The organism is Mesorhizobium sp. M00.F.Ca.ET.216.01.1.1, assembly GCF_004010325.2.
Lineage (GTDB): Bacteria > Pseudomonadota > Alphaproteobacteria > Rhizobiales > Rhizobiaceae > Mesorhizobium.
Map to the genome: position 1 here is coordinate 46,148 of NZ_SADR02000005.1, position 15,029 is coordinate 61,176.

At 63.6% G+C, this 15,029-nt stretch carries 15 protein-coding genes; 10 read left to right on the forward strand and 5 right to left on the reverse strand.

Features of this window, described 5'->3' with window-relative positions; translation table 11 throughout:
* Positions 1 to 13 precede the first annotated feature (13 nt).
* Complete coding sequence (lpdA, locus tag EN859_RS08585; RefSeq protein WP_127852926.1) at positions 14 to 1,420, forward strand: dihydrolipoyl dehydrogenase; 1,407 nt, start codon at positions 14 to 16, stop codon at positions 1,418 to 1,420.
* Positions 1,421 to 2,102: 682 nt separating this feature from the next.
* Here the strand turns inward: lpdA and EN859_RS08595 are convergent.
* Together EN859_RS08595 and EN859_RS08600 are read right to left on the reverse strand one after the other, a co-directional pair.
* Complete coding sequence (locus EN859_RS08595) at positions 2,103 to 3,170, reverse strand: TraB/GumN family protein (protein ID WP_127852928.1); 1,068 nt, start codon at positions 3,168 to 3,170, stop codon at positions 2,103 to 2,105.
* 124 nt (positions 3,171 to 3,294) lie between these two features.
* Positions 3,295 to 4,233 carry a tyrosine recombinase XerC gene (locus tag EN859_RS08600; RefSeq protein WP_127852929.1) on the reverse strand — a complete coding sequence of 313 codons (939 nt, stop codon included), beginning with the start codon at positions 4,231 to 4,233 and terminating at the stop codon, positions 3,295 to 3,297.
* Between the two features lie 125 nt (positions 4,234 to 4,358).
* Here EN859_RS08600 and rimM point away from each other — a divergent pair, with 125 nt between their 5' ends.
* Positions 4,359 to 4,958: a ribosome maturation factor RimM gene (gene rimM / locus EN859_RS08605; RefSeq protein WP_127852930.1), complete on the forward strand. Its 600-nt coding sequence runs from the start codon at positions 4,359 to 4,361 to the stop codon at positions 4,956 to 4,958.
* Positions 4,955 to 5,650, forward strand: coding sequence for a tRNA (guanosine(37)-N1)-methyltransferase TrmD (gene trmD, locus EN859_RS08610; protein WP_127852931.1), 696 nt, complete (start codon positions 4,955 to 4,957; stop codon positions 5,648 to 5,650). The genes rimM and trmD overlap by 4 nt, the downstream gene beginning before the upstream one ends.
* A 21-nt stretch (positions 5,651 to 5,671) precedes the next feature.
* Here the strand turns inward: trmD and EN859_RS08615 are convergent, their stop codons facing one another.
* Complete coding sequence (locus EN859_RS08615) at positions 5,672 to 6,424, reverse strand: sulfite exporter TauE/SafE family protein (RefSeq protein ID WP_127852932.1); 753 nt, start codon at positions 6,422 to 6,424, stop codon at positions 5,672 to 5,674.
* Between the two features lie 315 nt (positions 6,425 to 6,739).
* Between EN859_RS08615 and rplS the strand changes: the two genes are divergently transcribed.
* The 5 genes from rplS to leuC all read left to right on the forward strand — a co-directional run bounded on the left by rplS (position 6,740) and on the right by leuC (position 11,634).
* On the forward strand, positions 6,740 to 7,279 hold the full coding sequence (gene rplS / locus EN859_RS08620; RefSeq protein ID WP_127852933.1) for a 50S ribosomal protein L19: 540 nt from the start codon (positions 6,740 to 6,742) through the stop codon (positions 7,277 to 7,279).
* 262 nt (positions 7,280 to 7,541) lie between these two features.
* Positions 7,542 to 8,339 (forward strand): transporter substrate-binding domain-containing protein, encoded by a 798-nt coding sequence (locus tag EN859_RS08625; RefSeq protein WP_127852934.1) that lies wholly within the window; start codon positions 7,542 to 7,544, stop codon positions 8,337 to 8,339.
* A 52-nt stretch (positions 8,340 to 8,391) separates the two neighbouring features.
* The gene (locus tag EN859_RS08630) at positions 8,392 to 9,198 is read left to right on the forward strand and encodes an amino acid ABC transporter permease (protein WP_127852935.1); all 807 of its coding nucleotides are present in this window, start codon (positions 8,392 to 8,394) and stop codon (positions 9,196 to 9,198) included.
* A 118-nt stretch (positions 9,199 to 9,316) separates the two neighbouring features.
* Complete coding sequence (locus EN859_RS08635; protein WP_127852936.1) at positions 9,317 to 9,952, forward strand: class I SAM-dependent methyltransferase; 636 nt, start codon at positions 9,317 to 9,319, stop codon at positions 9,950 to 9,952.
* A 272-nt stretch (positions 9,953 to 10,224) separates the two neighbouring features.
* Positions 10,225 to 11,634: a 3-isopropylmalate dehydratase large subunit gene (leuC, locus tag EN859_RS08645; RefSeq protein WP_127852938.1), complete on the forward strand. Its 1,410-nt coding sequence runs from the start codon at positions 10,225 to 10,227 to the stop codon at positions 11,632 to 11,634.
* Between the two features lie 38 nt (positions 11,635 to 11,672).
* Here the strand turns inward: leuC and EN859_RS08650 are convergent, their stop codons facing one another.
* On the reverse strand, positions 11,673 to 11,984 hold the full coding sequence (locus tag EN859_RS08650) for a hypothetical protein (protein WP_127852939.1): 312 nt from the start codon (positions 11,982 to 11,984) through the stop codon (positions 11,673 to 11,675).
* A gap of 165 nt (positions 11,985 to 12,149) precedes the next feature.
* On the opposite strand from EN859_RS08650, the gene EN859_RS08655 reads away from it, so the two are divergent.
* Positions 12,150 to 13,340: a GGDEF domain-containing protein gene (locus EN859_RS08655; RefSeq protein WP_127852940.1), complete on the forward strand. Its 1,191-nt coding sequence runs from the start codon at positions 12,150 to 12,152 to the stop codon at positions 13,338 to 13,340.
* A gap of 83 nt (positions 13,341 to 13,423) precedes the next feature.
* Positions 13,424 to 14,641, forward strand: coding sequence for a GGDEF domain-containing protein (locus EN859_RS08660; RefSeq protein WP_127852941.1), 1,218 nt, complete (start codon positions 13,424 to 13,426; stop codon positions 14,639 to 14,641).
* Here the strand turns inward: EN859_RS08660 and EN859_RS08665 are convergent.
* Positions 14,638 to 14,994 (reverse strand): hypothetical protein, encoded by a 357-nt coding sequence (locus EN859_RS08665; RefSeq protein WP_127852942.1) that lies wholly within the window; start codon positions 14,992 to 14,994, stop codon positions 14,638 to 14,640. The two genes, EN859_RS08660 and EN859_RS08665, sit on opposite strands and share 4 nt — an antisense overlap.
* Positions 14,995 to 15,029 lie beyond the last annotated feature (35 nt).

Here is a 15,029-nt window from a genome sequence, read left to right on the forward strand (position 1 = left end):
AAAAGGAAGTATCATGGCTTATGACGTCGTTATCATCGGGTCTGGACCGGGCGGTTATGTCTGCGCCATCAAGGCGGCGCAGCTCGGCCTGAAGACGGCAGTGGTCGAGAAGAACCCGACCTTCGGCGGCACATGCCTCAACATCGGCTGCATTCCGTCCAAGGCGCTGCTGCATGCCTCCGAGGTGTTTGCCGAGGCAGGCCACTCCTTCGACACGCTCGGCATCGAGATCGGCGCGCCGAAGCTGAACCTGAAGAAGATGATGGCGCACAAGGACGCCACGGTGGCGTCGAACGTCAACGGCGTTGCCTTCCTGTTCAAGAAGAACAAAATCGACAGCTTTCGCGGCACCGGCCAGGTGGTTTCGGCCGGTAAGGTGTCAGTGACCGGCGAGGACGGCAAGGTCGAGGAGATCGAGACCAGCAACATCGTCATCGCCACCGGCTCCGACGTGGCCGACATATCCGGCGTCAAGGTCGACTTCGACGAGAAGGTGATCATCTCTTCGACCGGCGCGCTGTCGCTGGACAAGGTGCCTGGCCATCTGGTGGTGGTCGGCGGCGGCGTCATCGGGCTGGAACTCGGCTCGGTATGGGCGCGGCTCGGCGCCAAGGTGACCGTCGTCGAATTCCTCGATACCATCCTTGGCGGCATGGACGGCGAGGTCGCCAAGCAATTCCAGCGCATGCTGTCGAAGCAAGGTTTCGAATTCAGGCTCGGTGCCAAGGTGACCGGGGTCGCCAAGGCGAAGAAGCGGGCGACGGTGACCTTCGAGCCGCTGAAGGGCGGCGCGGCCGAGACGATCGAGGCGGATGCGGTGCTGATCGCGACGGGGCGCCGCGCCTATTCGGACAGCCTCGGGCTGAAGGAAGCCGGTGTCGAGGTCGACGAGCGCGGCCGGGTCAAGACGGACGGCCACCTCAAGACAAATGTGCCCGGCATCTATGCCATCGGCGATGTCATCGCCGGGCCGATGCTCGCCCACAAGGCGGAGGACGAGGGCGTGGCAGTGGCCGAGACCATTGCCGGCCAGGCCGGTCATGTGAACTACGAGGTGATCCCGAATGTCGTCTACACCAGCCCGGAAATCGCCTCGGTCGGCAAGACCGAAGAGGAATTGAAAAAGGCCGGCATTGACTACAGGGCCGGCAAGTTCCCGTTCACCGCCAATGGCCGGGCGCGCGCCATGCTGCACACCGACGGCTTCGTGAAGATCCTCGCGGACAAGGCCAGCGACCGCGTTCTTGGCGTCCACATCGTCGGCTTTGGCGCCGGCGAGATGATCCACGAGGCGGCGGTGCTGATGGAGTTCGGCGGATCGTCGGAAGATCTTGCCCGCACCTGCCATGCGCATCCGACGATGTCGGAAGCGGTGAAGGAAGCGGCGCTGGCCACCTTCTTCAAGCCGATCCACATCTAACTTCCCACGCTATTTTCCGAACTATCCGGCTGCTCAAAAACAGAACGGCCCGCTTTTCAGCGGGCCGCTCGTGTTTGAATCGCAGTAATCACTGAGCCGGTGCTGGCGCAGGCTGAGCAGGCGCCGGGGCTGGTGCGGGCGCAGGCTGTGCGGGAGCCGGAGCAGGCGTTGCGGGAGCCGGCGCAGGAGCCGGTTCAGCTGGTTTCATCGGTTCCGCGGGAGCCGGAGCAGGCGCCGGCGTGCTGGCGGCCGGCGGTTGGGCAGGCGCTGATGGCTCTTCGCCGCGTCTTCCGAAAACATAGTAGGCGACAATGGCCAGGATAATGACAACCAGGGCAATCAGCCAGGTACTGCCGCCGCCGCCCGACCTGGGAGGGGGGTTCGGAGAGGTGAAGGGGTCGTTTGGATTCGCCATAAAAGTGTCCTCCGTGGATGAAAAGTTTCAATCAACACCCATCAACGCGCAATCGTTGAACGAGTTTCACGCTAGGGTTGGAAAACGCCGAAAACAGGGCAATTTGGACCAAGAATCGCTTTGCGGCATGCATTTCCCCCGCGAAATTGGCGGTGATCGAGCCAAAATGAGCCTTTTCGACCTTCTCAGGGTGAGACGATGCCAGTCAGCAGTCGCGCCGTGATTCGAGTAGGATCTGGTGATTCGCACACAACCCACCCGTGCAATTCAATCGATGGCGGTGACGATGTAGCCGGCCTTGCGGAAGTCCTCAACCAGTCCTTCGGACCCGGGGAGGTGCAGGGCGCCGACCGCCATGAAGGCGTTGCCCCTGGCGAGTATCGGTTTGGCATGGTCGACCATCACCTTGTTGCGGCTGGTGATCATCGTTTCCTCGAACGCGGCGTAACCCGCCGGATCGTCCTCGTCGCCGGGAAGCACCGAACGAAACAGCGGCCAGAACATGCCGGTATCGCCGCGCTGGTAAAGCACGATCATGGTTTCGTTGATGTCGTTCATCCTGTCGCCGAGTTTCAGCGTGTCCACCAGCCCCTTCATGTGAAAGGCAAGCGGCAGCGAGGCCATGGCGCGAAGCTGGTCGGCGACGGTCTCCAGACCCTCGACCGCCTTGCCAGAGGCCTTGGCATCCTCGGCGAGCTTGATGTCGAGCACCGGCGCGCCGCCGGCCTTGCGGGCCAGCTCGCAAGCAGGCAGCGCCACCATGGCCGACAGCATCCACGGCTTCATCTTGGCGACGGTCGCCGGCGGGATGCCGCGTGCGTCGAGCGCCTTGTTCACCGCCATCGCATCGTCCGGCGACAGCAGCGACGACAGCGTCGTGTTGTCGGTGAACATCATCAGGCCCGGCTCTTTGAGGATCGCCGTCATCATCTTCTGCTGATCGAGCACTTCCGTGGTCTCGATGACGATGGTGTCGGCGGCATCAAAGGCCTTTTGTGCGGCGACCGGCAGCGTGGTGACGCGCGGGTCGGTCATATGCATGGTGCCGAACAGGAAGGACGGCTTCTGGCCCGGCTTTTCCAGTTTCCACAACAGACCCTTGCCATTCGGTGTCGCGGCCGCTTCGGTCTCGATCTTGCGGTAGGCGGTAGGATCGTCCTTCTGCAAGGCCGACAACATGTCGGCGCCGGTGCAGACCGGGATTTCGGCATGTGCCTTGCCGGTGGCGAGCAGCGCGATGATCAGGAAAGACAGCAAAAACAGGACGTTGAGCGCCACAAGCAGCTTGAGCGACACAACAGCGGCGCGGTCGGCGATGGCGATGACACGTTTCATGGTTCGGTTCTAGACATGAAAAGCGGCAAAACAGTTAACCGGTGCCACGAAATTGTCCCGACATGGCACCACTGCACATGATCTTATCCGAAAAGTCTGCAACTTTTCGGGATCATGCGGCCGCTCACGCCCGTGGATGCGCAGACTCATAAATTTCGAGCAGTCTTGCGGTGTCGACGCCCGTATAGACCTGCGTCGTCGACAGGCTGGCGTGGCCCAGCAGTTCCTGGATGGTGCGCAGATCGCCGCCACGTCCAAGCAGATGCGTGGCGAAGGAATGGCGCAACGCATGCGGCGTCGCGGTGTCGGGCAGGTTGAGCGCCGAACGCAGCTTCGCCATGTCGCGCTGGACGATGGCCGGGTTCAGCGGACCGCCGCGAGCACCACGAAACAAAAGCACCTTGGGGTCGAGGTGAAAGGGGCAGAGGCGGCGGTATTCGGCAACCGCCCGCAGCGCCACCGGCAGCACCGGCACCAGCCGCGTCTTGCCGCCCTTGCCGGTGACGCGCAGCATGGTCTCACCAGGCGAAGTAAGATTGGCGCCGGACAGGCCAAGCGCTTCGGAGATGCGCAGGCCCGAACCATAGAGCAGGGTCAGCACGGCGGCGTTGCGGGCTGCGATCCATGGTTCTTCCGCCAACTGACCTTCCACCGATACGACCTGTTTTGCGTCGACGGCCGTCAGCGGCTTGGGCAGCGACTTCGGCTGTCGCGGCGCGCGCAACGCCGCCGCACCGGCGGCGTTGACGAGGCCGCGCCGCTCCAGGAAACGCAGCAACGAGCGGATGCCGGCCAGTCCGCGCCCGAGCGTGCGGGCGCCGGCACCCTCGGCGCGGCGGGCGGTGAGGAAGCCGCGCAGGTCGGCGGGGCGCAGATTGGCGATATCCGAAATGCCGGGCGAACCGCCGCAATGGCCGGTGAGGAAGTGCAGGAACTGGCGCGTATCGCGTTCATAGGCTTCCACGGTTTCAGGCGACAGCCTGCGTTCGCGCGCCAGCATCTTCAGCCAGCTCTCACGTGCCGCCTGCAGGTCGGGTTTCGCCGGGATGAGAAATTCCTGCATTGCGCCTCAAGTCTTTCCGCTTCCGAACTCCATCCTGCGACGGCGAAGTTAGGAAGCGGTGAAGAGCGGTGTCATTGAAATGACAATCGGGGAGAGTTAGAGCAGGGGAAAGGACCTTTCGCATCATGAGCAAGCCCCAGAACCCCGTCCAGATGGCTGTGATCGGTGCCGCGCACGGCATCAAGGGCGAGTTGCGCGTGAAAACCTTCACCGGCGACCCGATGGCGCTGGCCGATTACGGGCCGCTCTATGCCAAGGACGGCCGCGCCTTCCAGATCATCGACATCAGGCCGGCCAACACCGTCGTCATCGTCCGCTTCAAGGGGATCAACGACCGCAATGCCGCCGAGGCGCTCGCCGGCACGGAGCTGTTCGTCGACCGTTCGATGCTGCCGGACGATGGCGAGGAGGACGAATTCTACCATGCCGACCTCATCGGGCTGGCAGTCAGGGACGATACCAACGCTGCCGTCGGCAAGGTCGTTGCCGTGCATAATTTCGGCGGCGGCGACATTCTCGACGTGACGCTCGCCGGGCGCAAAGGCGTGCTGATCCCGTTCACGCAGGCCGCCGTTCCTGAAGTATCGATCGCCGAAGGTTTTGTTCGCATTGATCCAGCGGCTGCGGGCTTGATAGACGATGAAGATAGCGAGGCTCCCGGTCGCGAGGGATTCGACCCGGAAGGCAGGCCGCGCGGACCGAAGGATGCCGGGGGCAACCGGTGAGCTTTTTCGCCTCGGTGCTGACGCTCTACCCGGAAATGTTTCCGGGCGCGCTCGGCCTGTCGCTGGCCGGCCGGGCGCTGGAGGCCGGCACCTGGTCGCTCGAGGCGATCCAGATCCGTGATTTCGCTACCGACCGCCACCGCACTGTCGACGACACACCGGCCGGCGGCGGCGCGGGCATGGTGATGCGCGCCGACGTGCTGGCCAGCACCATCGATCATGCTTCGCCGGCAGGCGATGCGAGGCCACGCCTGCTGATGAGCCCGCGCGGCAAACCGCTGACGCAGCGCCGTGTGCGCGAACTGGCCGCCGGACCGGGCGTGGTGATTGTCTGCGGCCGCTTCGAGGGCGTCGACCAGCGGGTCATCGAAGCGCGCGGGCTGGAGGAGGTTTCGATCGGCGACTTCATCCTGTCCGGCGGCGAACCGGCAGCGCTGGTGCTGCTCGACGCCGTGGTGCGGCTGCTGCCCGGCGTGATGGGCAATGCGGTGTCGGGCGAGGAAGAGAGTTTTGAGAACGGCCTGCTCGAACATCCGCACTATACCCGGCCGCAGGAGTTCGAAGGCCGGCAGATCCCCGAAGTGCTGATCTCCGGCAATCACAAGAAGATCGCCGCATGGCGGCGCGCCGAGGCGGAAAGGCTGACCAGGGAAAGGCGACCGGATCTGCTGGAGCCTGATCCATCTCGATAGGTTCGGGATAACGGTCTGGCCTCACTCCGTGACGAAATAGTAAAAAGCCAGGAACAGGCCGACCGCAATGACGAAGCCGCGCACGGCATTCTGCGGCACGCGCTTGGCGATCCAAACACCGGCATAGCCGCCCAGCGCGCCGCCCGGGATCATTATGATTGCCTGCGGCCAGGCGATGACGCCACCTGAGACGAAGACCAGGATGGCTATCGCCGCAATGACGACGGACAGCACGTTTTTCAGCGCATTCAGGCGGTGATAGTCGCCGCTCTGGGTGAGGCCGAGCGTTGCCAGCATCATGACGCCCATGCCGGCGCCGAAAAAACCGCCATAGACGGCGGTCGCAAATTGCGCCAGCGAACCGACCAGCGAGCCCACCGCAGCCTCATGTCCCGGCTTTGGCGCCGGCTTCAGCCAGGGGCCGGCGGCGAACAGTGCGGTTGCCGCCAGCAGCAACCACGGCACCAGGGCGCGGAACGACGGGTTGTCGAGCGCCAAAAGGATGAGCGCGCCGGCCAGCGCACCGAGCGCCGAGATGAGGCCGAGCAGCAGTGCACCGCGCCAGAAACGCTTGATGTCGGCCCAATAGGCGAGCGTCGAGGTGATGTAGCCTGGAAACTGCGTTACCGACGACGTGGCGTTGGCGACGATCGGCGGCAGGCCGGCCAGCGTCATGGCGCCGAAGGTCAGGAAGGTGCCGCCGCCGGCAACAGCGTTGACGGCGCCTGAAAGGAAACCCGCGAGGAAAAGCAGGACCGCGTCGAGGACTGGCATGGAGGGTGTCGCCACCGGTGAGAGTGCTTGCTTGACCGGCTTAAAAAGCTTGTGCCTCCGGCGCAACCCCCGCGGGGTAAGATTGCGTCGGCGGCCGATGAACAAAAAAGAACACGGCGAGGCGTGACAAAGCGCCGAAATAGCTGTATGTGCGCGCCGAACCGGAAGAAAAGTCTGCCGGACCCGTCAACAATGACGGTGTAGTCGCCCCTGCCCGATGTTTTCCAGCAAAGGGCATAGCCGAGCGGTCAATGGAACTGCAAGGCGAGTGTCGGACGCTCTGACTGTCGGAAGAACAAGAAGTGGACTACTGAGATGGACATCCTCCGTCAGCTCGAGGCCGAACAGGCCGCCAAGATCGAAGCCAAGCGCAAGCTTCCCGAGTTCCAGCCTGGCGATACCGTGCGCGTCCAGGTCCGCGTGACCGAAGGCACCCGCACCCGCATCCAGGCCTATGAGGGCGTCGTCATCGCCCGCGCCGGCGCCGGCTTCCAGGAGAATTTCACCGTCCGCAAGATTTCCTACGGCGAAGGCGTGGAGCGCGTGTTCCCGGTCTATTCGCCGATGGTCGAGGGCGTCGAGATCGTGCGCCGCGGCAAGGTACGCCGCGCCAAGCTGTACTATCTGCGCGATCGTCGCGGCAAGTCGGCCCGTATTTCGGAAAACACCGGCGTGCGCGCCCGCAAGCTGAACGACGAAGAGCGTGATTTGCTGAACGCCGAGAAGGCGCGCATCGAGGCCGAGAAGGTGGCTGCCGCCCAGGCGCTGGCTGCCGAGAAGGCCGCCCAGGAGGCCGCCGACAAGAAGGCAGCCGATGAAGCCGCCAAGGCCGAGGAAACGACTGCCGCCGAATAAGATTTTTCCAAAACAGGTTTCGGAAAGGCGGCTTCGGCCGCCTTTTTGTTTTTGAAGAAGTCGTGTTGTTTTTGAAGAAGTCGGGCCTGATGGCGGCATGGGATCGTCCCGGAATCTGCCGATTGGAAGCATCCAAATCCGCTTTCGCGCCAAGCGGTGCATCGGACCGGCTTGCAAGGCGCCTGCGGACGGCTAAAGTCGGCGCCGGATTTTCTTGCGAGCCTCGACGGTGTCGAGGCGGTTCAGTACTCGGGAGCGTGTCATGACCAAATCGAAACTGCTGCTGGCCGGTCTGCTGGCCTGCCTTCTCGCGCCTGTCACCGTCTGGGCGCAGACGCTGCCCGACCTCGGTGGCAAGAAGGTGGTGGTGGTGACGGAAAACGCCTATCCGCCGCTGCAGTTCATCGATGCCAAGACCGGCAAGCAGATCGGCTGGGAATATGATGCGATGAACGAAATCGCCAAGCGGCTGAATTTCCAGGTCGAGTACCAGAACACCTCCTGGGATGCGATGATCCAGGCGGTTTCCGACAACCAGTACAACATCGGTATGACCGGCATCACCATCAAGGACGACCGCAAGGAGAAGGTCGATTTCTCGGACCCTTATATGCGCTCGGAACAGTTCATGCTGGTGCGCGGCGACGAGAACCGCTTCACCGACGCCAAGATGTTCGGCACCTTCAAGGACGGGCTGATCGGCGCACAGGCCGGCACGACGCCTTTCTACACCGCCGTATACAGTGTGCTCGACGGCAATGAGCAGAACCCGCGCATAAAACTGTTCGAGACGTTCGGCGCGACGGTGCAGGCGCTGAAGGCGGGCGACGTCGATGTCGTGCTGACCGACGGCACCGCCGGCAAGGGTTATGTCGACGCCTCCAATGGCGGGCTGAAGCTGATCGGCGGACCGCTCGGCACCGAGGATTTCGGCTTCATCTTCCCCAAGGGCTCCGACCTGGTGAAGCCGGTCAACGCCGCGATCGCGTCGCTCAAGGCCGACGGCACGCTGGATGCGCTCAACAAGAAGTGGTTCCTCGACTACAAGATGGGGCAGTGATTTCCTTTGTGGCGCGTCGCCTCAGCGATATCAGCTTTGCCGGTATCGCTTGATGCCGTCCGCACCGGCATCTTCCAGTCCAAAAACCGACTTCCCGTGGTGGCTGGCCGCGGCTGCGGCGATCGCGGTGGCGGCGGCTGTCTTCATCGCTGCAAGCGACCTCTATGCCCAGGTTTTCGTGACCGTCGCCAAGGGCATCGGCATCACCGTCTTCGTCACCGTGGTCGCCTTCGCGCTGGCCTCGGCGATCGGGCTCGGCATTGCGCTGATGGGACTGTCGGGCTCGCGCTGGCTCAGCCAGATCGCCCGCTTCTATGTCGAGATCATCCGCGGCGTGCCGATCCTGGTGCTGCTGTTCTGGATCGCCTTTGCCGGTGCACCGGCTTTCGTCGCGGCGTGGAACGTGCTGACGGCGCCGCTGCAAAATGCCGGGTTATTCGGCGAGCTTCTGGTGCGCGACGTGTCGCTTTTGTGGCGCGCCATCATGGCGCTGACCATCGGCTACTCTGCCTTCATCTCGGAGGTCTTTCGCGCCGGCATCCAGGCGGTCGAGAAGGGCCAGATCGAGGCGGCGAAGGCACTCGGGCTGACGCGCACGCAGCGCTTCCGGCTGATTGTCTTTCCGCAGGCGATCCGCACCATCCTGCCGCCGCTCGGCAATGATTTCGTCGCCATGGTCAAGGATTCCTCGCTGGTCTCGGTGCTGGGCGTCGCCGACATCACCCAGATGGGCAAGATCTACGCTGCCGGCTCATTCCGCTTCTTCGAGACCTATTCGATCGTCGCCTATATCTATCTCATCCTGACCGTCGGCCTGTCGTTGGCCTTGCGGGCGCTGGAGAAGCGGCTGCGCCGTTAGCATCAGAAATAGTCGGCAGGCGAAGACGGCGCTACGATCTTTGTTTTTATGTATGTCGTTGTTCCCAAAGCCGCTGCGCACTTTTGGGCGACATGCACTAGCCGGGAGGAGCCCACCGATGACCGTCGACAAAGCCAATGCGGCGCTCGATTCTGTCTATACGGCCGATACGCCGGAAGCGCTTGCCGAGGCCTATGCCGCATGGGCTGCGACCTACGACAGCGAAACCGCGTCGCTCGGCTATCTCCTGCCGTTCCTGATCACCGCCTGGGTGGCGCGCCATGTGCCGGCAGGCGAAGGACCGCTGCTCGACGCCGGCTGCGGCACCGGTCTGTCGGGACAGTCGCTCAAGGCATTGGGCTATCATGACATTGCCGGGCTCGACCTGTCGCAGGACATGCTTGACATCGCTGCCAGCCGCCAAGCCTATAACGAGCTGAAGCAGGCTATGCTCGGCGGGCCGCTGCCGTGGCCGGACGGCCATTTCCGCGCCTTCTTCTCGACCGGCGTGTTCACCATCAGCCATGCGCCGGCTTCCGGCCTGCATGAACTGCTGCGCATCACCCGCAGCGGCGGCCACGCCATTTTCACGGTTCGCGATCAGGTCTTTGCGAGCGGCGGATTCCAGGCGGTGTTCGACGAATTGGAGCGGGCGCAAAAATGGCGGCCGGTTGAGGAAAGCCCGTGGTTCCGCTGCTATGCGATCGCCGACCCCGAGGCGCTGGTGAAAACCTTTGTGTTCGAGGTGCTTTGACCGAAGGCCGCTGGAGTGGCCCACGCAAGCGCCGATTGCCGAAATCGGCAAAGATTGATAAGAGCAGGCCTATGGAAGAGCTTTTCGGCGATCCAGCCTACAAGGGTTTCGTGCTGCAGGACAGAAAACGCCTGCCGTCGCGGTTCTCCGCGCGCGTCTGCGGCGCGCTGACCAGCCGACTTACCTAGGCTGCCTCACCGACCCGATTTCGCCGGGCAGGAAGTCCCCGGTGTCTTACCTCTTCCCATTTTCATATCGACGGATTTACGCACATGAGCGCCCCGCGCACCCTCTACGACAAGATCTTCGACGACCACGTGGTCGACCGCCAGGACGACGGCACCTGCCTGCTCTACATCGACCGCCACCTCGTCCACGAAGTCACCAGCCCGCAAGCTTTCGAAGGCCTGCGCATGACTGGCCGCAAGGTCCGGCATCCGGAAAAGACGCTGGCCGTGGTCGACCACAATGTGTCGACCTCGCCGGAGCGCAAGTTTGGCATCAAGAACGAGGAAAGCCGCATCCAGGTCGAGGCGCTGGCCAGGAACGCCAAGGACTTCGGCATCGAATACTATTCCGAGAACGACATCCGCCAGGGCATCGTCCACATCATCGGACCGGAGCAGGGCTTTACGCTGCCCGGCATGACCATCGTCTGCGGCGACAGCCATACCTCGACGCACGGCGCTTTCGGCGCGCTGGCGCATGGCATCGGCACTTCGGAAGTCGAGCATGTGCTGGCCACGCAGACGCTGATCCAGCGCAAGGCCAAGAACATGCTGGTGCGCGTCGACGGCGCGCTACCGCAAGGCGTCACCGCCAAGGACATCATCCTCGCCATCATCGGCGAAATCGGCACCGCCGGCGGGACCGGCTATGTCATCGAATATGCCGGCGAGGCGATCCGCGCGCTTTCCATGGAAGGCCGCATGACCATCTGCAACATGTCGATCGAAGCCGGCGCGCGAGCCGGCCTGATCGCGCCGGACGAGACGACCTTCGCCTATGTTAAGGGCAAGCCGCGCGCGCCTAAGGGAGAGGCGTGGGATGCCGCGCTCGCCTACTGGGAGACGCTGCAGTCCGACGAAGGCGCGCACTTCGACAAGGTGATCGTGCTCGACGCTGCGAAATTGCCGCCGATCGTCTCCTGGGGCTCTTCGCCCGAGGATGTCGTCTCGGTCCTCGGCATCGTGCCGAACCCGGAGGATATCGCCGACGAGAACAAGCGCTCCTCGAAGCTGCGGGCGCTCGACTATATGGGGCTGACGCCGGGCACCAGGATCACCGATATCGAGCTCGACCGCGTGTTCATCGGCTCTTGCACCAATGGCCGCATCGAGGATCTGCGTGCCGCGGCCAAGGTCGTCGAAGGCAAGAAGGTCAATCCGCGCGTCAATGCCATGATCGTGCCGGGCTCCGGGCTGGTCAAGGAGCAGGCGGAAGCCGAAGGCCTCGACAAGATCTTTGTCGCCGCCGGTTTCGACTGGCGCGAGCCGGGCTGCTCGATGTGCCTTGCTATGAACGACGACCGGCTGAAGCCGCATGAACGCTGCGCCTCGACCTCGAACCGCAATTTCGAGGGCCGCCAGGGCTTCAAGGGCCGCACCCATCTGGTGTCGCCGGCCATGGCCGCGGCCGCGGCGATCGCCGGTCACTTCGTCGATATCCGCGAGTGGAAATAGAGCTGCCGGGCCCCGAACCGCGATGCGGTTCGGGGGGTTCAGCCGGCACGCCTGACGAACTCGTGGTGTTGCTCGCGACGGCCAGGTTGATCCTTCGCGACTATCAGCGCCAGCTGACGTTCGTCGAAGAGCTTGAACCACTCGTCCCATTCGACCAGTTCGTAGCCGCCCGCGTTGACCGGGCGTTCGCCCTCATCCACGTCCTGATAAGCGTGCTGGCCGAAGACCAGCCTCAGCATGGCTTGCGTCCCAGCCTCGGGCGACACGTCGACGATCGCTGGAAATCCGGCGCGCGCCGCGGCCCATGAGCGAATTGCCTCGTGATCGGTCAGCGTGATCGTATCGGCCATGAAAGTGTCTCACCTTGATTGCTGCCGGAAAACGTCGGCCGCAGGTTCAGGTTCCATGCAGACGTTTTGTTAGAGGATCTTTCGTATAAGGGGTTCGCTTAACCGCTTGTTTGGGCTTCCGGCCTAAGGTCTTCCCTCACGTAAGCGAGGGAAAGTCACAGTCTTTTGGACACCGGCCTGCTCATAGCGCTGCTCAATCCGACGATCGCGCTGGCGCTCGGCGCGGCGTTCGCCGTGCTGTGGTTCTACCAGCGCCACCGCCCCTACCTAGCCGTGCTGGCGACAAGCTATTCGGTCTCCGCGGCCGGCTTCCTGCTACAGTATTTCACCTTGCCGGTCGGCATGGTGCCGACCAAGCTCGTCTCCAATATATGCTTCACCTTTGCCGCATGCTGCCTCGCCAGCGCGATCGTGGCGCGCTATGGGCGGCGCGTGCCTTATATTGCGATCGGCCTCCTGGCGGGTGGCGGGCTGGCCGCGTTCTGCTGGTTCCTGTTCGCCCAGCCGGATCTCACCTGGCGCATCCTTGCCATGAATTTCGGCTTCGGCGGCCTCAGCCTGCTTGTTGCCGCCGAACTGCGCACGGTGCGCAACAATGGTCCGACGGAAAAGATCCTGTTCGTGCTGGCGCTGCTTTCCGGGCTGAACTTCATCGGGCGCACCCTGCTCGTCGTCATCGCGCATGGACCTTTCAACAGCTATGACGGGTTCTATACCTCGTCCTACTGGACGACGGCGCTGTTGTCGCATGCGCTGCTGTCGCTGCTCATTGCGCTTTGCCTGTTTTCGGCTGCCGCGCTCGATGTGATGAAGGCGCTGAAGACCGAGACCCATACCGATCCGCTGTCTGGGCTTCTCAACCGTCGCGGCTTCGAGGCGCGTGCTGGCCTGCTTTTGCAACACTGTGCCACGGCCAGGTTGCCGGTTGCGCTGGTGTTGGCCGACCTCGACCATTTCAAGGCACTCAACGATGTGCACGGGCATGCGGCGGGCGACCGGGTGATCGCCGACTTCGCCGCCAAGCTTGCCGCCGCCGCCGGCGCGCGCGGAATTGCGGGGCGCATCGGCGGCGAGGAATTTGCCGTGCTTTTGCCGTTGAGCGACCTTGCCGCGGCACGGCTGTTTGCCGAAGCCATCCGCACGCTCTATTCGGCGGGCAGCGTGGACGGGCTTCCGCCGGGCATGAAGGTGACCGCGAGCTTCGGCGTCGCCGCGCGCACTGGCGACGAGGGGCTGGAGCCGCTGATGCGGCGCGCCGACGAGGCGCTCTACAAGGCCAAGAAGAATGGCCGCGACAGCGTGCGCCTGTCCTACGAACGGCCGGAAATGGTCTTCGTTTCCGCCAGCGTCGGTTGACCATCCGAGAACCCCACACGGCCACACATTAACGTCTTTTTCGCCCGTCGGTGATTTGCTGTCGCGGGGAGTGCGAAAACACGATGGGCAGCGCAGACTTTATTCTCGTGATCAATCTGTTCGTCGCCGGGCTGCTGGCGGCGGCCTTCGTGACCGTCGCGGTCTACGACGTGGGGCGCGTGTCGGCGCGTTGGCTGGCGTTCGGCTATGTGTTGGGCATGGCCTATTTCGCCATCGAATTCAGCATCCCGGCCTTCGACAATGCACGGCCTGTGGTTGTCGCGGCCTTTGTAGTCTTCCTCGGCGCCACCATCGCCTTCAATGGCGGGCTCGCCCATAAATACGGGGTTGTGGCGCCCTGGCTGCCGATGCTGTTCTTTCTGGTCTTCGCCGCGGTCGCGGTCTATTTCGTGCAGGACCTGCCGCGCCAGTCGCTTGCCCGGATGATGGCCTACCAGCTTCCCTATGCCGCCATGCAGTTCGCAGCCCTCGGTATCGTCTGGTCGTCCAGGCAAAGGCGCGAGCGGCTCGACCACATCCTGATGGCCGTTCTGGCAGCCAGCGCCGTGCAGTTCGCCAGCAAGCCGTTCATCGCCCATGCGCTTGGCGGCTGGGGCGCCAACCCGCAGTCCTATTTGCAGACCAGCTACGCGCTGGTGTCGCAGTCGCTCGGCACCGTCTTCGGCCTGGCGTTGGCGCTGCTGACGCTGGCCATCTTGGTTCGCGATGTGCTCGCCGAGGCAACGTCGAAGTCGGAGGCGGACATGCTGTCACGGCTGCTCAATCGTGGCGGCTTCGAGCGCCATGCCGAGATCGCGCTGCGCGACGCCGTGCGGCGGAGTGTGCCGGTCGCGCTGGTCATTGCCGATCTCGACCATTTCAAGAGCATCAACGACAGCTACGGCCATGCCGCCGGCGACCGGGTCATCGAGACCTTCGCCGGTTTCCTGCGCGAGGCTGCGGCCGACCATCATGTCGCGGGGCGCATCGGTGGCGAGGAATTCGCCATCATGCTGCCTGGAACCAACCTGGCCGCGGCGCGGCTGTTCGCCGAAGGCACACGCAGCGCCTTCGGCACCCTGCCGATCGACTGCCTGCCGTCCGAGCGTCGCTGCAGTGCCAGCTTCGGCGTTGCCGAACTCCATCCGGGCGAAGCGTTTTCCGATCTCATGCGGCGTGCCGACGAAGCGCTCTACCAGGCGAAAGGCAGCGGCCGCGATTGCGTGCGCGTCTCGACCGGGCCGGTCGGTGCACGGCAGGCGGAGCGGCTTTCCGATTCGCCTGGGCTCAAAATGCTTTAGCGGCAAGGGCTGAGATTGGGCATCTCGCCGTCGGAGAGGCCGTACATATAGCTGCGGCCCTTCACGAAGACCGGCGGCTGATAGCAGCCAGGTCCGACGATGTCGTCCGATTCGTTTTCATAGATAACGTCGGGCTGGCCGGCGCTGGTGTAATCGGACAACTTCTTGGCCAGTCCGCCCTCGCCGACGATGATGCGCTTATAGCCGGCGGCGCTGTCGATGACGAGGTTGCCAAAGGAATCGGCATAGACGCGGTCGTGATGGCGCAACCCGGCAAGCGCGGGTGCCGTAGAGCCGACGGCCAACGCCGTCAGCGTGAGCGCCGCAAGGCGCAATCTGCCCGAATTCGACATAGCATCCTCCGTATTTTAGAGCCTGTTCAAATCGA